Origin of the sequence: Aliamphritea hakodatensis (assembly GCF_024347195.1) — a bacterium.
Lineage (GTDB): Bacteria > Pseudomonadota > Gammaproteobacteria > Pseudomonadales > Balneatricaceae > Amphritea > Amphritea hakodatensis.
This window is the reverse complement of record NZ_AP025281.1, coordinates 3,843,869-3,867,896: the sequence shown is the minus strand read 5'-3', so window position 1 is coordinate 3,867,896 and position 24,028 is coordinate 3,843,869. Positions and strand designations below refer to the sequence as shown.

Here is a 24,028-nt window from a genome sequence, read left to right as displayed (position 1 = left end):
AGCAAGTTTTGGTTAATAATCTTATTTGCCTGATTTTTATCTTTATTTTTCTGAATAAGATTCGTCTGGGTTAACAGGCTTCCCGGTTGTTTGAAGCCCGTATTCTTAATGCTAAAAACACCGGTTAATTTATTTACTTAACTGTATGGTTTAAATGCTATTAATAATGATTTTTATTTAAGATAAGGCATTCATCACAGACTCTGAAGTACCTTTCCGGAATACCCGTTATGCAAGAATCAGATACAGGCGACGCGAATTTAAACAGGAATTTGCTGACAATCCTGAACACGGTTTTAACTGTAAAACATGTATCAAGGGCCGCAGAAACACTGGGGGTGGGCCAGCCCAAAATTAGCCGGGATCTGAAAAAACTTCGGCAGATCTTTAATGATCCACTGCTGATCAGTACGCCTTCAGGCTATGTGCTGAGTCTCCGAGCTGAACAGCTGCAGGCCCCGGTAAAGCGGATCCTGCAATTGATGGAGGAGCTGTTTTGTGTTGAGGTATTCAGTCCGGAATCCTGCCAGGGGGTGCTGAATATATGTGGCCCGGTCTGGGACAGCAGTATTTTTTTACCGGAATCGTTTCGCCGCTTAAACCGTCAGGCTCCGGGCTTAAAGCTGAATATAACCGGTGCACTACCGCAGCAGTGTTTTCAGCGTCTGGGGGAGGGGAAGGCGCATTTTGCACTGAGTTGTGCCGCTCCGAAAGTGAATCAGGACCAGTTTCATTCAAAGTTAATTGCCGTGTCACCGCTTGTTTGCCTGTTAAGTCAGGGGCATTTACTGGCCGGCAGGGAATTGCAGTTGGATGATTATGTACAGGCTCGTCACGGATACCTGTCTCAGGACGGCGAAAAAAAGTCCCGGCTTGATGCTGTGCTTGAAAGTATGCAACTGGTTCGGCGCTTATCCGTGTGGTTTCCGGGCTATAGCGTCGCGGCAAGTTTTTGTGAACACAGTGATTTGCTGGTGACGCTTCCGGAGCTGATTGCCAGAGAGCTGATCCGTGGCCGGACGCTGGAATATCAGCCTTTACCTGCTCAGATACAGTTACCTGAGGTGGAATTCCGGCTGTACTGGCACGGCCGTTTTCATCATGATCCAATGTGTCAGTGGGTCAGAAGTTGTTTTTAGTATCTGATGGCAGGGGGATGTCTGGTCGGAATACAGACTTCCCCTTGCCGAAGGGAAGTCTCTATATAGCTGTGTGAGCGCTGTTTTATCGGTGTTTATTCGAATGATTCACCAAACAGACCACCAATGGCTTTGCCCAGTGCTTCGCTGCGGGTTTCGGAACGGAAGGCCTGTAATGAAAGCGCCCGCAGGGTCGGAATAAACATCAGGTCGGCCATGACCCGGTTGAAGCAGGCCTGACCGGCGTCATTAACCGCCAGTGTTTCCAGGAAGGGTGTTAACAGTTCCGGGTGCTGTAAGGTCATCCAGCAGCGGCTGGCAACGGCCGCGATGATCTCCGGATCTTTTGCGACCGGGCTGTTCACTACTTCAGTAAGTATTTTAACCTTGGTGGCTTCGTCTTTACTGTTGGACAGGCCCCGTACCAGTGCGCCGATGAGGTTAGGGCTGCTGTCTTTGTCATGCAGCGCGGTATGCAGGCGCTGGCTGATAGCGACAGTCAGGGCTGTGTCGGGTTCAGCATGTTCCAGCAGGCTGCAGACGGCTTCCAGCGGCGTTACGGGTAAGGTTGCCAGTTGCTGCGTCAGAGCCGCGGCGTTGTCTTCCTGATCCAGACGGACCACGAAGTCGGCAATGCCCTGAAAGCCCAGCCCGTCCCATTTTTCCGGGTCAGTCTGACCGGTGAAATAGGCCTGTGCGTGTTCATAGTAAGAAGAGGCGGGCTGACGGGTTGTCAGGGTTGCTTTGGCATGAAAGGCTGCCATCTTTTCCTGTTCAGGTTTGAACGAGAACGGGTTGTCTTTGAGGGCATCGCGGAAGCCTTCCGTGTTTTCCGATGCATCCATCACGCCCTGATTGTTCATCAGGTTTTCCATCAGACGGGCAAGAAAGTCGTCCCGGGCGGCCTGAACCAGATAACCCTGTTCATCCAGTGGCAGTTTTAAAAACCAGACAACGTTCTGATCCTGCTGTTTGGGATTCCACAGCAGTACGCCGATCCACGCCTGATGTAAGAATGGCAGGGGATAAGGAATGTGCCCGTTTTCAACTTTATGAAAGGTGTCTGCAGAGAGTTTGCTGACCCGGCGGCCCATATCAAAGATACGGAACTGGCCATCGGTCTGGCGGATAAAATCGGTCAGGGTTTCAAAGCGTTGCATGGGGCAGAATGATTCCGGTGTTGTAGGTTAACTGCACAATGGCTGATGCCACGCAGGAGGCGTATTTTATCAGGTCTGGGGGGGATATACAGCTGTCCGGAAACCGCCGCATACTGACCGTTGCAGACAGGGGTAATTTCAGCCCTGTATGCGCATTAGTCTTTAGTCGTATATGTATTGATTTATAAAGGTTTTAAGCACACTTTTGCAGGTTCCCGGGGCGTGATCTGCCGGTCATTTTTCCGGGCTGGTAGGTGAGTTTCCCCGTCAGTTGATTAAGCGCAATAAATGGCCGAAAAAAACCTTCGGTGATACTGAGCAGAAAGGGGTAGTTGCGTACAATATCTTTAATGGATAACAACTATTAATTAGAGGGAGCGGATTAAATTTGAATAGCGCTTTTCTTGCGTTGGGGCGGTCGATGCTGGGCAGTCTGAGGGATCTGTTACCAATTGTATTGGTCATCGGATTTTTTCAGATCGCTGTGTTGCAACAACCGTTACCGGACTTTATCGGGGTGATGACCGGGCTGCTGTGTGTGGTGGCCGGTTTAACATTTTTTATTTACGGGCTGGAGATGGGCCTGTTTCCCATCGGTGAGACCCTGGCCAATGCGTTTGCACGCAAGGGCAGCGTGTTCTGGCTACTGACCTTTGCGTTCGCACTGGGGTTCGGCACTACTGTGGCAGAGCCGGCGCTGATTGCTGTTTCTGCTGAAGCGGCCAAGGTGGCTGCTGAAGGCGGCATGATCCTGGCCAGTGATGAGGCGATGACAAGCTATGCATCCGGCCTGCGTTACACCGTGGCATTTTCGGTGGGTTTGGCCATTGTGTTAGGGGTGCTGCGCATTCTTAAAGGCTGGCCAATTCACTATATGATCGCGATGGGGTATGTGCTGGTAGTGATCATGACGGCATTTGCGCCACGGGAGATTATCGGCATTGCTTATGATTCCGGCGGTGTAACGACCTCGACCATTACGGTGCCGCTGGTGACCGCACTGGGTGTCGGACTCGCTTCGTCAATTGAAGGACGTAATCCGATGATTGACGGCTTTGGCCTGATCGCCTTTGCGTCACTGACGCCGATGATTTTTGTCATGGCATACGGGATGGTGATCTGATGGAACTGTTAGAACAACTGTTCAGTATTCTGTTTACCACGATCAAGGATGTCATTCCGATTGCGGCGATCATTTTTGGTTTTCAGATTTTCGTTATCCGCCGGCCAATTCCTAATCTGAAACGGGTTTTGTGCGGCTTTGCCTACGTCATCGTCGGGCTGGCGCTGTTCTTGCTGGGGCTGGAAAAAGCCCTGTTCCCGATCGGCCGTCTGATGGCGGAACAGCTGACTGATCCGCTGTTTCTCAGTGGCGGAGAGGCGGTGGCCGGCAGCCTGACCTGGGAAGATTACTACTGGGTCTATATTTTCGCCTTTGCGATCGGAGCCAGTACCACCATTGCAGAGCCTTCGTTAATTGCGGTGGCCATTAAAGCCAATGAAGTGTCAGGCGGGGCCATCGGGATCTGGGGGCTGCGTTTGGCGGTAGCGCTGGGGGTGGCGGTAGGCATCAGCCTGGGCACCTGGCGGATTGTTACCGGGTACCCGATCCACTGGTTCATTATCAGCGGCTATGTGTTCGTGGTCATTCAGACCTTCTTTGCACCCAAGCTGATTGTACCGCTGGCCTATGATTCCGGTGGGGTAACCACCTCGACAGTGACAGTACCGCTGGTGGCTGCACTGGGGCTGGGGCTGGCCAGTACCGTGCCGGGGCGCAGCCCGTTAATTGACGGCTTTGGTCTGATCGCATTTGCCAGTTTGTTTCCGATGATAACTGTTATGGGCTATGCCCAGATTACCGGTTGGCTGGCTGCCCGAAGTGCGCGTCAGCAACAGGCAGAATAAAAGGATAGGAAGGATTTATGCATTTTAAATTGCTGGTGGTTTTCGTTGAGGATGCACAAACCGATCAGGTCATGAAGGCCGCCCGTGATGCCGGCGCAACCGGTGCCACGGTGATCAATAATGCCCGCGGTGAAGGGGTAAACAAGACCAAGACTTTCTTCGGTCTTAACCTGGAAACCCAGCGGGATGTGCTGCTGTTTATTGTGGAAGAACATCTGAGCCGTAAAATTCTGGAGACCATTTCTGAGGTGGCCGGATTTGACAGTGCGCCGGGGCAGGGCATTGCGATACAGCTGGATGTGGAAGATGCGGTGGGGGTTGCCCACCAGATTGAAACCCTGACTAATGTGGTTGAGGAAGAGATATGAGCGAGCGTAAGCTGGTGCGTGTTAAGGATGTCATGGTTCAGGACTATGCGATTGTTGATGGCCTGATGACAGTAAAGGAAGCGATTGCCATCTATAAGCAGCGTAATGTGGCAGCGTTGCTGATTGATAAGCGCAATGATGATGACGAGTACGGTATCTTACTGTTGTCGGATATCGCCAAGCAGGTGCTGGCAAAAGACCGTGCCCCGGAGCGGGTGAATATCTACGAAATCATGACCAAGCCGGTAATTGCTGTGGAGCCGGAGATGGATATTCGCTACAGCGCCCGGCTGTTTGATAACTTCGGCCTGTCGATTGCGCCGGTAATTGACGCAGGCGAAGTGAAAGGGGTGGTCAGCTATAACGAGATTGTTCTGGCGGGGATTGCCGACTGAGCGGTTGAATTGAGAGAAATCAGGTTCTCAGTGAGTACCATTGAGAATCTGATCCAGACGGTGAAACAGAGTAATCAGCTGTGCGCCGTCGATACCTTCCTGTTGCACCGCTGTTTCTGCCATCGGGGCGATATTGCAGTTTGCCGGTAACGGCGCCTGCTGCTGAATCAGCGCTTCAAAGCGTGGCAGCATTATCCACTGTGTCCATTCAAAAAAACTCAGGGTCTCTACTGCAAAGGGTTGCTGGCTGGCCAGTGCTTCAGCAGAAGGTGGCTGGGATTGCCAGCGGTTGAGATGCTGCAGTTCTGCGCGGATATCGCTCAGAACTGCAGTCAGTTGCTGATGTTGCGGTGACATTAACGGCCGCGGGCCTGTTTCAGCGTATCGGCAATCAGGAACGCCAGTTCCAGTGCCTGGTCAGCGTTCAGACGCGGATCACAGTGGGTGTGGTAGCGGTCACCCAGACCTTCTTCCGTGATCTGGTAAGCACCACCGATACACTCGGTGACATTCTGACCGGTCATTTCAAAGTGAACACCGCCGGCGTAAGTGCCTTCAGCACGGTGTACTTCGAAGAAGCCTTTCATTTCCTTGAGAATGCTCTCAACACTGCGGGTCTTGTAACCGCTGCTGGCCTTAATGGTGTTGCCGTGCATCGGGTCAGAACTCCAGACCACGTTGCGGCCTTCTTCCTTCACCTTGCGGACCAGTGGTGGCAGAATTTCGGTAATGTTGTCGGCACCCATCCGGCTGATCAGTGTCAGGCGGCCCGGCAGGTTTTGCGGGTTCAGGGTATCGATAATTTCGATCAGTTCGTCCGGCTTCATAGTCGGGCCAACTTTCATACCGATCGGGTTTTCAACACCGCGCAGGAATTCAATGTGAGCGCCGTCCAGCTGGCGGGTACGGTCACCGATCCACAGCATGTGCGCCGAACAGTTGTACCAGTGCTCGGTAATGCTGTCACGACGGGTCAGTGCCTGTTCGTAGTTCAGCAGCAGCGCTTCATGGGAGGTGAACAGCTGGGTTTCTTTCAGCTGTGGCACATTGGTGCTGCGGATGCCACATGCTTCCATGAAGGCCAGCGCATCATCGATCTGTTTCGCCAGATGCTGATACTTCTCGCCCTGCGGGCTTTTCGCAACGAAACCACGGTTCCACTGATGAACCTTGTGCAGATCGGCAAATCCGCCCTGTGCAAAAGCACGTAACAGGTTCAGTGTCGACGTAGCCTGATTATACGCGTGGATCAGACGCTCCGGGTCCGGAGTCCGTGCTTCCGGGGTGAACTCAATATCATTGATGATATCGCCGCGGTAGCTTGGCAGCTCGATACCGTTGATGGTTTCAGTGCCGGCAGAGCGGGGTTTGGCGTACTGGCCGGCGATGCGGGCAACCTTAACCACCGGGCAGCTGCCGGCGAAGGTCATGACCACCGCCATCTGCATCATTGCCTGGAAAGTATCACGGATGTTAGTGGCGTTAAACTCGGCAAAACTTTCGGCGCAGTCGCCGCCCTGAAGCAGAAAAGCACGGCCGGCAGATACCTCTGCCAGTTGCTGATGTAAGGATCGAACTTCACCGGCGAATACCAGTGGTGGAAGTTCGGCCAGTTTCTGTTCTACACGTTTCAGTGCGGCAGTATCCTGGTATTCCGGCTGTTGCAGAATAGGCATGGATTGCCAGCTATCAGGGGTCCAGTTTTGCATTGTTTAACTCGATATGGCCATATTATATGAATAACGCTAAGGAGCCATAGTGTAGCCGTCCTGAGGCTAACAAGTAAGAGGCCCGCGGGGATTTATTTGCGTTCGCAACTGATATTCCGGCCGGTTTGTCCGGTGCAACATGCAGAACTGATTTGCAGCATGGTTAGACGGTGTCATTTCACGTAAAATCGTTGCCAATATTGTCTTAAGTGTACGGAGCAGCGCAGTGTTTGATTTGCCGAAAATCAGTTTGAAAGGAAAAGTCTCGGAACAGGAATGGCAGTTGCGGGTAGATCTGGCGGCCTGCTACCGTCTGGTGGCGGATCTGGGCTGGGACGATATCATCTACACACATCTTTCTGCCCGTCTGGAAGGGACGGATCAGTATCTGGTGAATGCCTTTGGTCTGGCCTTTGATGAGGTGACCGCTTCCAATCTGGTGAAGGTGGATCTGGACGGTAACATTCTGGATGACACGCCCTACGAAATTAACCCGGCCGGCTTTACCATTCACAGTGCCGTACATGCGGTGCGTGAAGATGCCCACTGCGTGATGCACCTGCACACCCCGGCCACCATTGCCGTGGCTACCCAGAAGGAAGGCTTGCTGCCGTACAGCCAGTATTCTATGTTCTCACTGTCGTCGCTGTCGTATCACGGTTACGAAGGTCTGGCGGTGAATGAAGATGAGAAAACCCGTTTGCAGAACGATCTGGGGGATACCAACCATATGCTGCTGGTGAACCACGGCGGTCTGACCCTTGGCTCAACAGTGGGCGATGCCTTTATGCGCATGTTTGATCTGCAGCGTGCCTGTGAAATTCAGCTGATGCTGCAGGCCAGCGGTCAGGAAGCGGTGAAAGTGCCGCAACCGATTCTGGATAATATTTATAAGCAGGCGAAAATTGTGAATACCGGTACCACCGGCGGTCAGAAGATCTGGCCGGCGATGCTGCGCAAAGCCTATAAGCTTGATCCGGGTTTCATGGAATAACCCCCACGTTTAAATGTCTGTGCTGTTATAGATTATAAAAGCTGCGTCTGTATGCAACGCAGCATTAAGAAATACGGAGATACATATGAAAGTTACTTCGGTTGAAGTATTTGATATTCACTGCCCTGAACGTCCGCCCTGGAATCCGGTATTTGTCCGTATTCATACAGATGAAGGAATTAACGGTGTGGGTGAAGCGGGTCTGGCCTATGACCTGGGTCACAGTGCGGCGGCGCACATGATTAAGGAAATGGCCGAAGCCTTCCTGATCGGTCACGATCCGTTCCAGACCGAAAAACTCTGGGCGCGGATGCTGCGTGAGTCTTTCTGGGGCCTGGGCGGCGGCCCGGTTGTTTATGCGGCAATGAGCGCTATCGACACAGCTCTGTGGGACATCAAGGGCAAGGCGCTGGGTCTGCCGGTGTACCAGCTGTTGGGCGGTAAGGTGAATGACAAACTGCGCACCTATGCCTCTCAGCTGCAGTTTGATTGGGACAGCGAGTTTAAAGCCCTGTCACAGCCTGAGCAGTATGCGGAAGCGGCGCTGAAGGCGATGGCCGAAGGCTACGATGCCGTGAAGGTTGATCCGATCATGTACGATAAGGACGGCAACACTTATTACGAGCGCACCAAGATTATCTCTAAAGCGGAGATGAAACTGTACCGCGCCCGGATGGCAGCGATCCGTGAAGCCGTGGGCGATGAAGTGGATATCATCTTCGAATGCCACTCACTGCCGGGGGCGACTACCGCCATCCAGCTGGGTGAAATCGCGGAAGAATTCGGCTGCATGTATTACGAAGAACCGGTGAACTACCTGAACCATTCGCTGCATGCCAAGGTGGCTGATAAGGTCGCTGTGCCAATCGCCGGCGGTGAGCGCCTGTATAACCGCTGGCAGGTCCGTCCGTATCTGGAAGATCAGAGTGTGGACGTGCTGCAGCCGGATATCGGTCTGTGTGGCGGTTTCACTGAAACTAAGAAAGTATGCGATTACGCAGACATCTTCGATGTGCGGATTCAGGCACACGTCTGTGGTGGCCCGGTAGCAACAGCGGCTTCACTGCATCTGGAAACGGCGATTCCGAACTTCCTGATTCACGAACACCACACCTATGCAATTAAGTCATGGAACCGTGAGCTGTGTATTCAGGACCCGCAGCCGGTGAACGGTTTCTTTGAAGTGTCAGAAGCGCCGGGTATCGGCATTGAGCTGAACGATGAAGTGGTGATGCGTTCACCGCGGATTGAAATCAAATAAGCCGATCTTAAAACAGAAAAACCGGGGCATGCCCCGGTTTTTTTATGACTGACAGTATCAGTGTCAGATCGTCGGTTCTGAAGAACCGGCAGTTTCTGCCTTAGCGGCCTTTGCCCGCAGGTGATCACGGATCAGTGCTTTGATCAGTGATGCGGCCATCAACGCCATAATGACTGAGAACGGCACCGCCGCGACAATCATGGCGGACTTAATCGCCCCCAGACCGCCGGCAACCATGAGTACTGCGATGACCGCAGTAAACATTACGCCCCAGATAATGATGTGGGTTTTGCCTTTGTTAGGAATCACACCAACAGAGTTAATGGTGTTTACACACAGGATTGCAGAGTCTGCTGAGGTCACCAGGAAGGTGGTCAGCAGTACCAGAATCAGCAGGGTCATGATCGGATAAACCGATTCAGATACCATCAGCTTCAGCGTCATGAACAGCTGTGCTTCCTGACCTGCCCCGCTGATCGCGCCGGCAGCCGCACCATTCAGTTCCAGATCAATCGCAGTACCGCCCAGGAAGGCGAACCATACGAAAGATACCAGGGTTGGCACAATCATCGCACCCAGAATGAATTCACGGACAGTACGGCCTTTGGAGATCCGGGCCAGGAACAGACCCACGAAAGGTGCAAAGGCAATCCACCATGCCCAGATGAACACTGTCCACCAGCCAGACTGCCAGGAGTACAGGCTCTTGGCCGGATCAGTATCGCCCGGTGACCAGTAGTTAAACAGCTGCTGCGGTACAAACGCCAGATATTCCAGCATGCCGCTGAACAGGGCATCCAGAGCGAACGCGGTTGCGCCGAAGATCAGGAAGAACAGTAACAGTGCGCCGGACAGACCCATGTTGAGGTTCGACAGCCACTTAATGCCTTTACCGACACCGGACAGGGCAGACACAATCGACAGCACCATGACAATCATCAGGGCAAACAGCATACCCGCGGTAGACGGTGAATTATCATCATTGATCAGCCACTCGAAGCCGAAAACTTCGTAGATGCCGGAGGCATACTGGCTGACACCAAAACCTACGGTAACCGCAACACCCAGTACGGTGGCCAGTACGGCAGCGATATCCACCAGATGACCCAGTGTACCTTCCAGGGCACGGCCGAATAACGGCGTCAGTGCTGAACGGATGGTCAGCGGCAGGCCACGGTTATAGCTGAAGAATGCCAGGCTGACACCGATGATGGCATAGCAGCCCCAGGCGCTCAGGCCCCAGTGGAAGAATGCCCACTTCATGGATGGCACGACGTTGTCGGCACTGTTTGCGGTTGCCTGGCCCAGAATGGTGTCCGGGTTATTGGCAAAGTGGTACAGGGGTTCTGCGGTGGCGAAGGTCATCATGCCGATACCGATACCGGCACCGAACATCATGGAAACCCAGGAAAAGTAAGAAAACTCCGGTTTGTCATCCGCCTTGCCCAGTTTGGCATTACCGATGCCCGGCATAATCGCCAGGAACAGACAGGCAACGACAAAAAAGCCCATGACGTAGATGTACCAGGCACCCAGATTAGCGAAAGACCAGCTCTGCAGTGAACTGAGCAGGCTACCGGCACCTTCCGGATCCATCGCCGCCCAGATCACCAGCAGGACAACCAGGATCTTGGCGCCCAGGGTGACAAACTGGTTGAAACCAGCATAGAAACCACCTTCAGAGGTGGGGATATTGAGGTCTGTTATTGCGTTTTTTATTTTCATAAGTGCGAAAACCTACTGCCCCCGGCAAAATTGCAGGAGGAAGACTCGTTGGTTTATGGATATGCCGCACCGGCCGGTGCGGCTTCGTTCAGCTTACCTAGCGCATCACAAAAGGATTACTCATGGGTTCGCTTGAAATGTTGATCCAGGTGGTTTTGGTACGGATGTAGTCAAAAATTCCCTGGATACCTGCTTCACGGCCATAGCCCGACTGATTAATGCCACCGAACGGGGCAATCGGAGAAATGGCGCGATAGGTATTCACCCAGCAGATGCCGGACTGAATCTTGCCGGATACCCGGTGCGCCCGCGCCAGGTTCTGGGTGAAAATGCCGGAGCCAAGGCCGTAGACGCTGTCATTGGCCATGGCGATAGCTTCTTCTTCGGTATCAAATACCACCACAGACATCACCGGACCGAACATTTCAGTGGTCAGGGTGGCGATGTCAGTATTCGGGCATTCAACCATGGTTGGCTTGAAGTAATGCTGGGAACCGCAGTCCGCGGCACGTTCACCGCCGAAACGGATGGTGGCACCCTGTTCAACAGATTTCGCCAGCGTACGCTCAATGTTCTCGATCTGAGCCATGGTGCACAGCGGACCGATATGGGTAGCATCTTCCAGTGGGTTACCGATCACGATATGGCCGGCTTTTTCAGCCACTTTAGCCACTACTTCGTCGTATACCGAGCGCTGAATAAATGCCCGGGAACCGGCCACACAGGACTGACCGGAAGCACCGAAGTTACCGGCGATCAGGCCGTTAGCAGCACTTTCCAGGTCGGCATCTTCAAAGACGATGATCGGTGACTTACCGCCCAGTTCCAGTGACGTAACTGCAAAGTTTTCTGCGGTATTACGGATCACGTGCTTGGCTGTTTCCGGGCCACCGGTAAATGCCAGACGGTCAATATCCGGATGGGAGGTCAGCGGGATGGCACAGTTCTGTGCATCACCGGTGATAACAGACACAACGCCGTCCGGGAAACCTGCTTCCTTAATCAGCTTCGCCAGTTCGAACATGGGCGCAGGGGCCAGTTCAGAGGCTTTCAGAATCACGGTACAGCCAGCAGCCAGTGCCGGGCCAAGCTTGGTGGCGGTGAGGAACATCTGGGCATTCCACGGCACTACTGCTGCGACCACACCGATTGGCTCAGGGGTGGTGTATACGTGCATATCCGGCTTGTCGATGGGCAGGGTGTTGCCTTCAACTTTGTCTGCCAGACCCGCGTAATAGCGGTAGTAGTTAGCCACATAACCGGTCTGCATGACGGTTTCTTTCGCCAGCTTGCCGCTGTCGGTGGTTTCCACCGCGCCGATTTTCTCAGCGTTGGCTTCGATCAGGTCTGCCAGTTTGTACAGCAGGGCACCGCGGGCGGTGGCATTCAGTTCAGACCATGGCCCTTCGTTAAGGTTACGGCGGGCGGCTTTTACGGTTGCATCCACGTCGGCAGGGGAGGCGCAGGCAAAGCTTGCCCAGTGCTCACCGGTCGCCGGGTTAGTACTGTGCATAACCTGAGCGTCGGAGCCTTCGCGCCACTGGCCGTCAATGAACAGTTGGTAGTGAGGTTGGTTCGTCATGTAAGACTCCTTAATCAGTTGAACGCCGGCATGACTTCATCAATGAAGCGGGCCAGGGAGGTTTCTTTTTCTTCCCGGGTCATGCCGGAATCGGACCAGTATGAAAACTCATCGTAGCCCAGATCTTCATAGTGCTTAAGCCGGTCAATAACCTGCTGGGACGTACCTATCATCAGGTCTTTACGGATCTGTTCCGCAGAGTAGAACGGATGAGCGGCAATGTCTTCCGGGGTCAGTTGCTGAATCAGCCCCTGATTAATTGGCCGTTCGTTTTTAAACCAGGCGCCGAAGTAGCAGTAAAACTCATTGAGTTTCGCCGCAGCACGGGCCAGTTCGTCTTCTGTCTTGCCAATGTAAGCGTGCTGCAGAATCATGATCTTCGGGCGCTTATCATAGGTGGCACAGGCGGAGTTGAATTTTTCCATCAGGCCTTCAACTTCTTCCAGCCCCTGCCATAAGGGTGTGACCTGCACGTTGCAGTCGTTTTCGACGGCAAATTCGTGGCTGTTAATGTCACGGGCAGCGACCCAGACCGGCGGGCCCTGTTCGGTGGTTGGCTTGGGAGCCGAGGTGGTCTTCGGGAAGCTGTAGTGCTTGCCTTCATGGCTGTGGTCGCCGGCCCACAGGCCGCGAATCGCAGGGATGATTTCCCGCAAGCGCTCGCCGGCGGCCCAGGCATCAATACCGCCGTCGACCATACGCTCATACTCGAATGAGTAAGCGCCACGGGCAATGCCCAGCTCCAGACGGCCGTCGGTCAGAATATCCGTCATGGCGGCTTCACCGGCCAGCTTGATCGGGTTCCAGAACGGTGCAACCACTGTGCCGGTGCCCAGACGGACATTCTTGGTACGGTGAGCAAGGTCAACCAGATTCAGGAACGGGTTCGGCGCAATGGTGAAGTTCATGCCGTGGTGCTCGCCGGTCCAGATGGTGGTCATGCCACCCTGATCCGCCATTTCACATAAAGACAGAAATTCATCATACAGTTGCTGCTGAGACTGACTTTCGTCAGTGCGCTCCATATGGGAGAAAAGTGAAAATTTCATCCTGTGGCTCCTTGCTAGTGAATGTTGCCGTGTTGCTGATCGCCGACGTAGAGCCGGAATACGCCGTGCTGCTTTTCATCAGCATAGCGGGTCATGACACTGGCGATATCTGCAGAGACATAATCCAGCTCCGCCAGCTTGCTGACTTCGATGTATTCACCCAGCCGGGTTTTGTCAGCCTGTTCGCTGCTGGCCCGGTAGAAACAGGTGTTCTGGCTGGCTTCAAGGTTCTCGTAAATTGAGTAAACCGCCCCCAGTTCACAGTTCAGACCGTTGCTCTTAAGATACTCGCGGACTGACTCAACCGAGCCTTTCTGTACATCGGCAGCCACCTGCGGCAGGGTGTAACCCTGGCTGGTGCGGCTCAGGAGGACGGTATCTTCATGTTCCACGATGGCACCGACAATGCTGCCCTGATGTTTGCTCAGCTGTTCGGCGCGGTGTTCCATGCCCAGGCTGAAGTAACCGCCTTTGGCGTAACCCAGACCCAGCTTATCGTTGGATGTGAAAGCACTGATCTCGCCGATCAGGATAATGTGATCGCCGGCGTCAATGCGGTTAAAGGTACTGCAGCTGAAGTGCGCGACGGCGTTATCGATCAGCGGGCTGCCATGTTCATCAGCGTGCCAGTCGATCTCGGCGAAGCGGTCACCTTTTGAGCTGGCGAAAGTATTGGAGATTTGCTGCTGGTCTTCCGCCAGAATATTAATGGCAAAGTGCTTGCAGCTGTTGAAGATCTCAAAACTGGACAGGTTCTTACCCGGGCACACCAGTAACAGCGACGGTTCAACCGATACCGAGGTAAATGAGTTAGCGGTAAAGCCAACTTTTTCACCGGATTCGCTGACCGCAGTAACCACGGTTACACCGGTCATGAAGGATCCGAAAGCGTTGCGTAATTCGCGGGGATCAAAATTACTCATGATGGACTCCTGATGGCTGTTTACAGGAGGAAATAAATTGCTCCAGCAGCGCATTAATTGCATCGGGATGGGTGAGTTGCAGCATATGCCGCGAGTTTTCAATGACTTCTGCGTGACCAAACCGGCAGCGTGCTGCCATCTGGCGGGACATTTCTGGCGATGAGTTCTGATCACCGTCACCGGTAATGAACCAGGCCGGAACTGTCAGGCTGTCCAGTTCGGCATCGCTGGGGCCGTCTTCTTCACTGAAGATTGTGTATGCAGTGGCATAACCTTCCGCAGGGGCGGCTTCCAGCCAGCTGGCACAGAGGTTTGCCATGGCAATTTCGTGATCATCGCCACTTAAATCAAACCAGCGCTCAATCGGCGCGGAAACACGGTCCTGTTCAGGGTGCTCCCACATTTGCCGGGCACGGTTCTGCACTGCGCTACGGGCGGCATCGGAACGCCGGTAAACCGCATTCAGCGCCACCACACCTTTACACAGGGTCGGATAGCGGGCAGCCAGCTGCACCGCGATCATTGCCCCCATGGAATGGCCCAGAACCATCGCCGGGCCGGAAAGGTTCGTTTCCAGCCAGCCGGCGATGTGATCGACATAGGCGGTCAGGCTCGGAGCCGTCCCGTTCAGCAGGGCACTGTCACCGTGGCCTGGCATATCCACTGCGAATACTTCGTGGTCACGGGTCAGTGCCGGTAACTGCTGAAACCAGGCTTCGGCCCGCAGGCCGACGCCGTGGATCAGCACGACGGGATCGCCGCTGCCGCTGCGGTGAAATGCCAGCCCGTTAGCGGAATCAGACCGCTGCAGGGTTTTCAATGTCATGGCCCAACTCCTTCAGTTCCTGATAACGGTCACCGATGCGGTGATGTGGCCGGCCACCGGTAGATGCACCCAGTACCACGACAACTTCGTCGGCACCCGGCGCATCAGGGATGTTGAACTGCAGTGTCAGATAGTGTGAACGGCGGCCGCCGTCATTCTTATCCATCATCGGTACCATAATAGGCGTATTTGCCGGGCCACGGGTGTTGGTGAATGACAGGAATGATTTGGCTTCAACCGCTTCACGGAAAATGTTGCCGAAGTGCAGGGTGTGAATCAGCGCGGATGCATGCTCCACTTCACCGTTCATACCGACGACCGCTGCTTTACCGAATGCTTCGATGTTTTCCGCACCGCCGGCCATAGCGGCGACTTTATCTGTCAGCAGCTGTCCCAGCACCGGTCCGAATGCGAGGATTTCCGGACGCAGGTTTTCAACAAAGCGTCCTGCCCAGGGGTTCTTAATAACAGCCGCAGCGGCGAACATCTTTACCGGGGTGTCACAGGCTTTAAAACCTTCGATCAGGGTTTCTTCTTCGTAGCAAACCACTTTGCGAATTTCAGGTGTCATGGCAGATCTCGTTGTCAGTTTCGTGTTTGTATTATGGTATACAATCATATAATATTCCGGCATGCAAACTAAAAATGAACACGGTTTGTGGGTTTTTTAACCGCAATCTCTGGCGAATCAGCGGCGATGGCTGCATTTAAAAGAGGCCGCAGGGAAAATTGATTGGGCTGAACTTCCTTTGGTAGTAACCTTGGTACCCTGAACTTAACAAGGCGGACAGTTATTCTGCTGCGCCGACAAGAAGTACATGGAACAGCCAATACATGCTTAAGGTAGACAGACCTAAGACCCTGAAAGAAAACGCCCTGGAGTCGCTGCGTGATGCGATTACCGCTGACTTACTGAAGCCGGGCGAACGCCTGGTGGAACGGGCTCTGTGTGAAAGCATGGGCGTCAGCCGGACGGTGGTACGTGAATGTATCCGTCATCTGGAAAGTGAGCGGCTGGTGGTGGGGATTCCCAATGCCGGTTATGTAGTCGCGACCATCGGGCGCGATGACGTTGAAGAGATCTATCAGATCCGCAGCATGCTTGAGTGTGCCGCTGTTGCCAGCTGTGCAACCCAGGCAACGGCAGACACCGTCAGCCAGCTGCGCCGCTTATGTGATGAGATTACTCAGTCACTGGAACGGCAGGACGTGTTACAGGCACTGAAAGTGACCTGTGAGTTTTACGAGGTGATTTTTACCACCGGCGGTAAAACCGTTTCCTGGGATCTGGTCGAACAGTTAAATGCCCGGATTTCCCGGTTGCGTGCCCTGACCCTGAGCCAGGGAGAACGGCGCACCCGGGGACCGGAAAATTTACGCAATATCGTTGATGCGATAGAGCAACAGGATGCCAGCCGGGCAGCCGAACTCTGTGCCAGTCATCTGGAAGGAGCGGCGCAGCTGGCATACCAATTAATCTGAGAGGTTAAGTGATGGATAAAGCACTGTTTGAGTTAGGTTTAGAGCGCCGTAAAGCGACCTTGGGCGACGCCTATGTTGAAAATAATCTGGCCAAAGCCGATGACTTTAACCGTCCGTTTCAGGAAGCCATGACTGAATGGTGCTGGGGCTTTGGCTGGGGGGACGATACCCTGGATGCCAAGACCCGTTCCCTGATGAACCTTACGATGATTGCCGCACTGGGAAAGATGCACGAATGGGAACTGCATTTACGCGGTGCGATCAATAATGGCGTCAGCGTTGCTGAAATCCGCGCCAGTATTCACGCCATTTCGATTTATTGTGGCGTACCTCAGGGTGTGGAGTGTTTCCGCATTGCCCGCCAGGTACTTGAGGAACAGGAACTGCTCTGAGCAGCCTGTTGCCGGGTGCCTGCGCCCTTAATCTGTAACTAAACTGTATGTCTGTTCTGAATGCCGGCCAGTGCCGGCAGGTATTCTATTGTCTGCGAGAAATGTTATGACAACTTTACAACTGAAAGATGCGGGTTTGCTGAAAACCCAGGCTTATGTGAACGGTGAATGGCTGGGTGCCGATAACGGCAATACCTTTGCTGTGACGAATCCTTCCACCGGCGAAGTGATCGCTCAGGTCGCTGACCTGGGGGCGGCTGAAACCAACCGTGCCATTGAAGCGGCTGAAACGGCGATGCAAAGCTGGCGTCAGAAAACCGCTAAAGAGCGCTCTGCTGTGTTGCGCAAGTGGCACGACCTGATGCTGGAAAACCAGGAAGATCTGGCCATTATCATGACCGCTGAACAGGGCAAGATTCTGGCGGAGTCCCGCGGTGAGGTGGCCTACGGTGCCTCTTACGCGGAGTGGTTTGCCGAAGAAGGTAAGCGGGTTTACGGTGATGTGATTCCGAACACCACCGCCGACCGCCGTTCTGTGGTGATCAAACAGCCAATCGGTGTGGTTGCAGCGGTGACGCCATGGAACTTCCCGAACGCGATGATTACCCGTAAAGCAGCACCGGCACTGGCGGTGGGTTGTTCTGTGGTCCTTAAACCAGCAGCAGAAACACCGCTGTCGGCACTGGCACTGGCAGAGCTGGCAGAGCGTGCCGGTTTACCTGCCGGTCTGTTTAACGTGGTCACCGGTATCAATGCACCGGCCATCGGCGAACAGCTGACCGGCAACCCGTTAGTGAAGAAATTCAGTTTCACCGGTTCTACGCCGGTAGGCAAGCAACTGATGGCGCTGTGTGCTACCACGGTTAAGCGTACCTCTATGGAGCTGGGCGGTAACGCGCCGGTACTGGTATTCGCGGATGCGGATCTGGATAAAGCGGTTGCCGGTGCCATCGGTACCAAGTTCCGTAACGCCGGTCAGACCTGTATCTGTGCTAACCGGATTCTGGTTGAAGACAGCGTTTATGATGCCTTTGTGGAGAAATTCACGGCCAAAGTCAGTGAGTTTGTGCTGGGTGACGGCTTTGCTGAGGGTACTCATATTGGCCCGCTGATCACGGATAAAGCCTCTGCTAAAGTGCAGGATCTGGTGGATGATGCGGTTGCCAAAGGCGCAGCAGTCACTGTCGGTGGTCAGGTTGATGCGCTGGGTGAGAATTTCTATCAGCCGACTGTTCTGGCGAATCTGAGCAATGATATGCGGGTATCAAAGGAAGAGATCTTTGGGCCGGTTGCGCCGATCTTCCGTTTCAGCGATGAAGCCGAAGCAGTGAAAATGGCCAACGATACCGAGTTTGGTCTGGCGGCGTATATGTTCACCGAAAACATGTCCCGTACCTGGCGGGTATCTGAAGCCCTTGAATACGGCATGGTCGGGGTTAACGAAGTGGCCATCAGCTCTGAGATGATTCCGTTCGGCGGTGTGAAAGAGTCCGGTCAGGGCCGTGAAGGTTCCAAGTACGGTCTGGATGACTACCTGGAAACCAAATACATCTGCATGGGCGGTATCTGACCGCCACCATGATCAGTCGCTTAGCCGGTACAGCCGGCGGGCGTTATCATGACACAGCAGTTGCAGCACCTCTTCGGGGAGCTGCAATTGCTGATACATTTGCCACAGCTCAGCATATTCTCTGCTGAACAGGCACAGGGGAAAGTTGCTTGCCAGCATGACCCGGCGTTCGCCAAACACTTCCAGCAAGGTATTCACCGTTTCACCGACCTGATCAGGCTGGTATTGCCGGTCCTGCATTTCCCAGCCAGAGGCTTTGACCGAGACACTGGGATAGTCGGCCAGACGTTGCAGGTTTTCCTGCCATGTGTGCCGGGCGGCCGGATCTGTCGGAGGAAAGCCGGCATGATTAATCATGATCTGCAGCGGATGTACTTTCAGCAGTGCTTCCAGTTCCCGGGTTGCCAGGGTATCCGTTAACGGGTACTGGCATTCAAAAATCCATTCCCGATCCGCCAGTTGTTGCAGGTTGTGAATAACCTGTGGCTGTCTGAGCAGCTGTTCGGCCTCATCATCCAGAATATGGCGGATGCCCGCAACGGAGCTGTGTTGTTCTGCCTGATCTAACAGTACAGTGAAAGCGGCCGTGCTGAGGGTCAGGTCCGCACAGACGATGCTGCGGAAGCGGTGTCCCTTTAAATGGCTTTCCAGCCAGCCGGTTTCCAGCCAGGGGGACTGATTATTAAAGCCAGCCTCAATGTGAACCAGCCCGCTGAGTTGCAGCGGCTCCGGCAGTCGCAGATCTTCGGCGCTGAAATTCCGGCAGATGCTGGCTTTGTCCGCCCAGAAGGGGGGGGTCTGCGGTTGTAACCAGTGGTATTCACCCTCTTGCAGGTTAAACAGGTGTAAATGAGGGTCGATGATTTTCATAATTAACGGGCCGTATAACCGCCATCAATGCTGTGCAGGCTACCGGTGATAAAACTGGCCTTATCGCTGGCCAGAAAGCAGGCCAGTTCAGCTACTTCTTCAGCCTGTCCCAGGCGGCCTAATGGCTGTTGGGCGGCTTCTTCTGCATGGATACTGGCTTTATCTGCCCCTGAACGTTCACAGTAATTATCGATAGCCTGATGATAAAGCGGTGTTTCAATGGTGCCGGGGCAAATTGCATTACTACGGATATTATAGGCGGCGTAGTCCAGTGCGGTGGTTTTGGTTATAGACGCCAGCGCGTGTTTGGTCAGGTTATAGGCAAAAGAGTTTTGTTTCCCCACCAGAGACTGATCGGACCCGACAATGACGATTGCGCCGCTTTTCTGTTGCTTCATTGTGGGCAGGCTGGCCTGAATGGCGGCAAAAGCCCCCTTAACGTTGATATCAAAGACCCGCTGGAGATCTTCTTCCCGGGTGTTTTCGATAGTGGCCGAAAAGTGGATGCCGGCGTTGCAGATCAGTACATCAAGGCGACCGGTGGTGTCTGCTGCCTGTCGGACGGCTGCCTGTACCTGTGCAAAATCGCGCATGTCGCAGGCGATATGCTGGCCGGATGTTCCCGGAGCAATGTCCAGATTGAAGACCTGATAATCTTCCTCAATCAGTTTTTCGATGATTGCCAGGCCAATGCCTTTACTGCCACCGGTCACAATTGCTGTTTTCTGCATCCGTTTAGATTCCGTCTTCATGTTTTGTTCATGGTGATTTTACTATAAGCATCCGTGCAATCCCCGTGGTTGGCATAATTTTTCTGCTGCAAACTGTAAAAAACCATTAATGGCGATGGGGCCGGTTGTGCAGGCTGGTGTTTTGCGGAGGGCTCCTATAAGTTGCTGATACTCCGTAAAGAGAGATAACAATAGTTTCAGGAAGCAGCATATGTCACAGCAGGATTATGAAAAAGGTTTGCAGGTTCGTACCGAGGTTATGGGCGAATTTTTTGTTCAGCGGGCCGTTGATAATACCACCGAGTTAACCCAGCCAGTACAGGACTGGATTAACGAACATGCCTGGGGATCAACCTGGCAGAGAGAAGGCTTGCCACGTTCCACCCGGTCACTGGTGACCATTGCCATGTTGGCGGCACTGAAAGCGCCACAGGAACTGAAGGGTCATGTGCGGGGAGCACTGAATAATGGTTGCAGCGTCGCCGAAATTCAGGAAGTTCTGCTGCATTCAATTGTGTATTGCGGCGCACCTGCCGCGCAGGAAGCGTTCCGGGCGGCGCAGGAAGTGATTGATGCCTGGCAGCAGGAGCAGTCAGCGGATCAGGTTTAGATGTTTTAGGGATAGCAGTGTATACACCGCAATGGTTAGCGAATGAATAGCCATTTGCGGTGCTGTTGTAGCACAATGAAATTTAAAACGGGGTGTTTTCAGTTTCGGGTCAGGAAGCTCTCTGGCACAGCACTTTAAGCTGTGCTGACCGGCTCATCAGCAGTTGGCACGGAGACAGACATCAGGGTAACGGTCGTTAACCGGCTTATGGTATTTGTCGTTCGCACAGGGGGCTGGATTTGTCTTTATTGAATGTATTTGCGCAACTGGAGCAGGCCTATATTTTACTGGGTGCTGATCCTTCTGAACCGTTACTGGTGAATGCTAAGGCAGCCCTGCTCACCGGGCTGGATATCAGCTCGCCCGCTGGCCTTGATACCTGGCAACAGGTTCTCTTACCGGCAATTGAAACCGCCCGTACCGTTAAAAATACTCAGGTATATCTGGGTGAAAAAGCGTTTCTGCTCTGCTGTTCTGATATCCAGGAAGAGGGCCGCAGTGTGCTTGCTGTCCATTTAAGTCGGCCGGAGCTCAGTGATAATGAGCGGCAGAACTTCTATGCCATGCTGGATAATCTTGGTGCCTACGTTTACTGCAAAGATGTGAATTACAACTACACCTACGCGAATAAACAGGTGTGTGAGCTGTTTAATCTTACGCCACAGGAGATTGTGGGCGCCAACGATTGCCAGCTGTTTGATGCTGAAACCGGGCAGAAAATGATCGAACAGACCGACAGCCAGGTCATTCAACGGGGCATTACGCTGGAGCTGGAAGAGCGTAATTACGTGCCGAATCATGATGAATACCGGGATTACCTCACCGTTAAGAAACCGCTTTATGATGATGAAGGCATGCCGCTCGGCCTGTTCGGTATCTCGATGGATATCAGTGAGCTCAAGGAAACCCAGAAACGGCTGTATATCAGCGAACAGCGGCTTTCCACCATTCTGGATAATGTGGGTGCCTATATCTTCATTAAAGATAAAGACCGCCGCTTTCAGTACGTCAATAAACAGACTGAAGCGCTGTTTCAGCTGCCTCAGGATCAGATCCTCGGCAAGAACAACTATGATTTACTCGGTGAGGTTCAGGGGGAGGAGTTCGACTGTACCGACCGGAAAGTGTTTGAAACCGGAGAGCGGGTGGATTGCCTCGAATCCTTTGCGACGCCCGAAGAGGTGTATTACTACTGGACGGTGAAAATTCCATTACGCAATGAAGCGGGCGAAATTGACAGTTATATTGGCCTGTCGACGGATATTACTGAACAGAAGCGGCTGGAAAATCAGGTGCGCAGTTATAATGATGCGCTGCAGACCAAAATCAAAGAAGTCACCGATCTTAAAGATACCCTTGAGTATCAGGCCACCCATGATGTGTTAACCGGGCTGTTTAACCGGCGGATGCTGGAAACCCTGAGCGAAGAGATTTTTGTGCCCGATAACCCGCAGCTTGTAGGCATGTTGATGCTGGATCTGGACCGCTTTAAACGGGTTAATGATGAGTTCGGGCATAAGCGAGGGGATGATGTTATCCGCCTGATTGCCCGCCTGATGGCGGATGAGTGCCGCAGCAGTGATGTCATCTGCCGTTATGGTGGTGAGGAATTTGTCCTGCTGATGCCCGGTGCGCTTCCCGGTAAAGCACGGGCGAAGGCGGAATGGTTACGGCAGCGTTACAGTGAGGTAGCGGCGCAGGCGTTTCCGGAAATGGGTATGCTGACCCTCTCGGTAGGTATTTCTGAAGCGCCGGCAAATAAAGTCAGTTTTGAGCAGCTGTATCTCGCTGCGGATAAGGCCCTGTATCAGGCGAAGGAAAATGGCCGTAACTGTTGTGAAGAAGGGGCTATACAGCCTTTACCGGAGATCGTTCCCGAGCGCTGAGCGCAGACAGTCAATCTGCCGGTTGGGAAACTGACGATAATCCGGATACGGGGTAAGAATCAGATTATCCCTGCGCCATAACACTGTGCTGTCATCCAGTGCAGTAAAGCCTGCGTCGGCAGGAGACTGGTCAGCCCGCACCAGCCCCAACCTTTCCCAACTGGCTTTTCCGGCGACCAGGTGAAGTGCCGCCCGGCTGTTCAGCTGGTTACTGAAGTCGATGGCTTCACTTTCTAGCAACCGGTTATCCCGGTGATATCGCCAGTCGTCTGTCTGTGCCACGATCTTAGAAAGAATAATCAGGATCTTCCGCCAGTGGTTGCCGTTCTGGCGCACAGTATCATCATAGCCCTGCCAGCCGTTTTCCAGTGCCGGCGGGGTGGGCAGATAAAGGCGTATCTCTGCATGCGGATTTCCCAGACTGGAAAGGCGCTCATTCATGCAGATTTAATGCCGCTGAGGTTTTTAAAGGTAATTTCCTTGGCGGTGCTGAGGAAGTCCAGCATGAAGTCAGCATCTTTCTGGTCATCACGGATGGCCGCATACAGGGTACACCAGACACCTTTTTCGCCCAGAGGCCTGGCGCTGATGTAGTTCTGTTCGATGTACTGATGTATTGCCCAGTTAGGCAGTGCAGACACACCGCGTCCGCTGGCGACCAGCTGCATGATCATCACGGTCAGTTCAGAAGTGCGGATGCTGGCCGGCTCAATATCTGCCGGTTCCAGAAAATGTTTGAAGACATCCAGCCGGTGGGATTCAACCGGGTAGGTGATCAGCACTTCGCTGGCCAGATCCTGTGGCTGGATATGCCGTTTGGCGACCAGACGGTGCTGCTTGGAAATGGCCAGCACAGATTCATAAGTGAACAGCGGAATGTAGGTAATGCCGTTACGCTCTTCCGGATCTGCAGTGATGACCAGGTCCAGGTCGCCCCGGGCCAGTGCCGGCAGGGGCAGAAAACTGAAGCCGGTAGACAGGTCCATCTCCACTTCCGGCCAGTTCTGGCGGAAATGATCAATGGTGGGCATCAGCCAGTCAAAGCAGCTGTGACACTCAATACAGATATTCAGCCGGCCGGCCTCTCCGCCCGCCAAGCGGGCGATATCCCGCTCAGCGTTGCGCACCATAGGTAACACTTCATCGGCCAGTGCCAGAATGCGCTGGCCGGCGCTGGTGAAACAGATAGGTTTGGTTTTGCGGATAAACAGGGAGCAGTCGAGGCGGTCTTCCAGATCTTTGATCTGATGCGACAGGGCAGACTGGGTGAGATGAATGCGGTCTGCCGCATCAACCAGACTTCCGGTGTCACGCAGTGCAGAGAGTGTTTTTAAATGACGAAGCTCGATCATACGCGGTTAACCTCAACTTCAACTTAGATATGAGTATAGTATGAACTGTCGTACCTTGACGGCATTGCCGTAGAGTAACCACTTACCCCTGCACTT

The 24,028-nt window shown here is 53.5% G+C and carries 25 protein-coding genes; 12 read left to right on the top strand and 13 right to left on the bottom strand.

All coding sequences use genetic code 11. The annotated features are described in order from the left end of the window. Window positions 1-230 precede the first annotated feature (230 nt). Complete coding sequence (locus PCI15_RS17680) at window positions 231-1,139, top strand: LysR family transcriptional regulator (RefSeq protein WP_271271251.1); 909 nt, start codon at window positions 231-233, stop codon at window positions 1,137-1,139. 95 nt (window positions 1,140-1,234) lie between these two features. Here the strand turns inward: PCI15_RS17680 and PCI15_RS17675 are convergent, their stop codons facing one another. Further along, window positions 1,235-2,299 carry a DUF3549 family protein gene (locus tag PCI15_RS17675; RefSeq protein ID WP_271271250.1) on the bottom strand — a complete coding sequence of 355 codons (1,065 nt, stop codon included), beginning with the start codon at window positions 2,297-2,299 and terminating at the stop codon, window positions 1,235-1,237. Window positions 2,300-2,720: 421 nt separating this feature from the next. Here PCI15_RS17675 and PCI15_RS17670 point away from each other — a divergent pair, with 421 nt between their 5' ends. The 4 genes from PCI15_RS17670 to PCI15_RS17655 are packed head-to-tail and all read left to right on the top strand — an operon-like array spanning window position 2,721 to window position 4,970. After that, window positions 2,721-3,422, top strand: a complete 702-nt coding sequence (locus PCI15_RS17670) for a DUF1538 domain-containing protein (protein ID WP_271274644.1) — start codon at window positions 2,721-2,723, stop codon at window positions 3,420-3,422. Further along, window positions 3,422-4,207: a DUF1538 domain-containing protein gene (locus PCI15_RS17665; RefSeq protein ID WP_271271249.1), complete on the top strand. Its 786-nt coding sequence runs from the start codon at window positions 3,422-3,424 to the stop codon at window positions 4,205-4,207. The genes PCI15_RS17670 and PCI15_RS17665 overlap by 1 nt, the downstream gene beginning before the upstream one ends. A 17-nt stretch (window positions 4,208-4,224) precedes the next feature. Beyond that, the gene (locus PCI15_RS17660; RefSeq protein WP_271271248.1) at window positions 4,225-4,575 is read left to right on the top strand and encodes a P-II family nitrogen regulator; all 351 of its coding nucleotides are present in this window, start codon (window positions 4,225-4,227) and stop codon (window positions 4,573-4,575) included. Further along, a complete protein-coding gene (locus PCI15_RS17655; protein ID WP_271271247.1) occupies window positions 4,572-4,970 on the top strand; it encodes a CBS domain-containing protein in 399 nt (132 codons plus the stop codon). The genes PCI15_RS17660 and PCI15_RS17655 overlap by 4 nt, the downstream gene beginning before the upstream one ends. Before the next feature lie 27 nt (window positions 4,971-4,997). On the opposite strand, the gene PCI15_RS17650 is transcribed toward PCI15_RS17655, so the two are convergent. Both PCI15_RS17650 and PCI15_RS17645 read right to left on the bottom strand, forming a co-directional pair. Next, entirely contained in the window at window positions 4,998-5,327 is a 330-nt protein-coding gene (locus PCI15_RS17650; RefSeq protein ID WP_271271246.1) for a YqcC family protein, read from the bottom strand. Continuing rightward, window positions 5,327-6,679 carry a class II 3-deoxy-7-phosphoheptulonate synthase gene (locus tag PCI15_RS17645; protein ID WP_271271245.1) on the bottom strand — a complete coding sequence of 451 codons (1,353 nt, stop codon included), beginning with the start codon at window positions 6,677-6,679 and terminating at the stop codon, window positions 5,327-5,329. Before PCI15_RS17645 ends, PCI15_RS17650 begins: the two co-directional genes overlap by 1 nt. Before the next feature lie 226 nt (window positions 6,680-6,905). On the opposite strand from PCI15_RS17645, the gene PCI15_RS17640 reads away from it, so the two are divergent. Further along, the gene (locus PCI15_RS17640; RefSeq protein ID WP_271271244.1) at window positions 6,906-7,673 is read left to right on the top strand and encodes a class II aldolase/adducin family protein; all 768 of its coding nucleotides are present in this window, start codon (window positions 6,906-6,908) and stop codon (window positions 7,671-7,673) included. Between the two features lie 85 nt (window positions 7,674-7,758). Beyond that, window positions 7,759-8,934, top strand: a complete 1,176-nt coding sequence (locus tag PCI15_RS17635) for a mandelate racemase/muconate lactonizing enzyme family protein (protein WP_271271243.1) — start codon at window positions 7,759-7,761, stop codon at window positions 8,932-8,934. Window positions 8,935-8,997: 63 nt separating this feature from the next. On the opposite strand, the gene PCI15_RS17630 is transcribed toward PCI15_RS17635, so the two are convergent. The 6 genes from PCI15_RS17630 to PCI15_RS17605 form a co-directional block, all read right to left on the bottom strand. Further along, window positions 8,998-10,659 (bottom strand): BCCT family transporter, encoded by a 1,662-nt coding sequence (locus tag PCI15_RS17630; RefSeq protein ID WP_271271242.1) that lies wholly within the window; start codon window positions 10,657-10,659, stop codon window positions 8,998-9,000. A 97-nt stretch (window positions 10,660-10,756) separates the two neighbouring features. Next, window positions 10,757-12,241, bottom strand: coding sequence for an aldehyde dehydrogenase (locus tag PCI15_RS17625; RefSeq protein ID WP_271271241.1), 1,485 nt, complete (start codon window positions 12,239-12,241; stop codon window positions 10,757-10,759). A 14-nt stretch (window positions 12,242-12,255) separates the two neighbouring features. Continuing rightward, on the bottom strand, window positions 12,256-13,290 hold the full coding sequence (locus PCI15_RS17620; protein ID WP_271271240.1) for an LLM class flavin-dependent oxidoreductase: 1,035 nt from the start codon (window positions 13,288-13,290) through the stop codon (window positions 12,256-12,258). A gap of 14 nt (window positions 13,291-13,304) precedes the next feature. Further along, window positions 13,305-14,213, bottom strand: a complete 909-nt coding sequence (locus PCI15_RS17615) for a flavin reductase family protein (protein WP_271271239.1) — start codon at window positions 14,211-14,213, stop codon at window positions 13,305-13,307. Next, on the bottom strand, window positions 14,206-15,039 hold the full coding sequence (locus tag PCI15_RS17610) for an alpha/beta fold hydrolase (RefSeq protein WP_271271238.1): 834 nt from the start codon (window positions 15,037-15,039) through the stop codon (window positions 14,206-14,208). The genes PCI15_RS17615 and PCI15_RS17610 overlap by 8 nt, the downstream gene beginning before the upstream one ends. Then, window positions 15,011-15,610 carry an amino acid synthesis family protein gene (locus PCI15_RS17605; protein WP_271271237.1) on the bottom strand — a complete coding sequence of 200 codons (600 nt, stop codon included), beginning with the start codon at window positions 15,608-15,610 and terminating at the stop codon, window positions 15,011-15,013. Before PCI15_RS17605 ends, PCI15_RS17610 begins: the two co-directional genes overlap by 29 nt. 263 nt (window positions 15,611-15,873) lie before the next feature. On the opposite strand from PCI15_RS17605, the gene PCI15_RS17600 reads away from it, so the two are divergent. The 3 genes from PCI15_RS17600 (at window position 15,874) to PCI15_RS17590 (ending at window position 18,483) form a co-directional block, all read left to right on the top strand. Beyond that, window positions 15,874-16,521, top strand: coding sequence for a GntR family transcriptional regulator (locus PCI15_RS17600; protein WP_271271236.1), 648 nt, complete (start codon window positions 15,874-15,876; stop codon window positions 16,519-16,521). A gap of 11 nt (window positions 16,522-16,532) precedes the next feature. Next, window positions 16,533-16,913: a carboxymuconolactone decarboxylase family protein gene (locus PCI15_RS17595; RefSeq protein WP_271271235.1), complete on the top strand. Its 381-nt coding sequence runs from the start codon at window positions 16,533-16,535 to the stop codon at window positions 16,911-16,913. Between the two features lie 106 nt (window positions 16,914-17,019). Beyond that, window positions 17,020-18,483: an NAD-dependent succinate-semialdehyde dehydrogenase gene (locus PCI15_RS17590; RefSeq protein ID WP_271271234.1), complete on the top strand. Its 1,464-nt coding sequence runs from the start codon at window positions 17,020-17,022 to the stop codon at window positions 18,481-18,483. A 12-nt stretch (window positions 18,484-18,495) separates the two neighbouring features. Here the strand turns inward: PCI15_RS17590 and PCI15_RS17585 are convergent, their stop codons facing one another. Then, window positions 18,496-19,353, bottom strand: a complete 858-nt coding sequence (locus PCI15_RS17585) for an amidohydrolase family protein (protein WP_271271233.1) — start codon at window positions 19,351-19,353, stop codon at window positions 18,496-18,498. A gap of 2 nt (window positions 19,354-19,355) precedes the next feature. Continuing rightward, entirely contained in the window at window positions 19,356-20,105 is a 750-nt protein-coding gene (locus tag PCI15_RS17580; RefSeq protein ID WP_271271232.1) for an SDR family NAD(P)-dependent oxidoreductase, read from the bottom strand. A gap of 190 nt (window positions 20,106-20,295) precedes the next feature. Between PCI15_RS17580 and PCI15_RS17575 the strand changes: the two genes are divergently transcribed. Both PCI15_RS17575 and PCI15_RS17570 read left to right on the top strand, forming a co-directional pair. Next, window positions 20,296-20,694 carry a carboxymuconolactone decarboxylase family protein gene (locus PCI15_RS17575; protein ID WP_271271231.1) on the top strand — a complete coding sequence of 133 codons (399 nt, stop codon included), beginning with the start codon at window positions 20,296-20,298 and terminating at the stop codon, window positions 20,692-20,694. Between the two features lie 239 nt (window positions 20,695-20,933). Continuing rightward, a complete protein-coding gene (locus tag PCI15_RS17570; protein ID WP_271271230.1) occupies window positions 20,934-22,580 on the top strand; it encodes a sensor domain-containing diguanylate cyclase in 1,647 nt (548 codons plus the stop codon). Here the strand turns inward: PCI15_RS17570 and PCI15_RS17565 are convergent. Both PCI15_RS17565 and PCI15_RS17560 read right to left on the bottom strand, forming a co-directional pair. Next, on the bottom strand, window positions 22,554-23,021 hold the full coding sequence (locus PCI15_RS17565; RefSeq protein WP_271271229.1) for a DUF6942 family protein: 468 nt from the start codon (window positions 23,019-23,021) through the stop codon (window positions 22,554-22,556). The genes PCI15_RS17570 and PCI15_RS17565 overlap by 27 nt on opposite strands. Then, window positions 23,018-23,932: a LysR family transcriptional regulator gene (locus tag PCI15_RS17560; protein ID WP_271271228.1), complete on the bottom strand. Its 915-nt coding sequence runs from the start codon at window positions 23,930-23,932 to the stop codon at window positions 23,018-23,020. The genes PCI15_RS17565 and PCI15_RS17560 overlap by 4 nt, the downstream gene beginning before the upstream one ends. Window positions 23,933-24,028 lie beyond the last annotated feature (96 nt).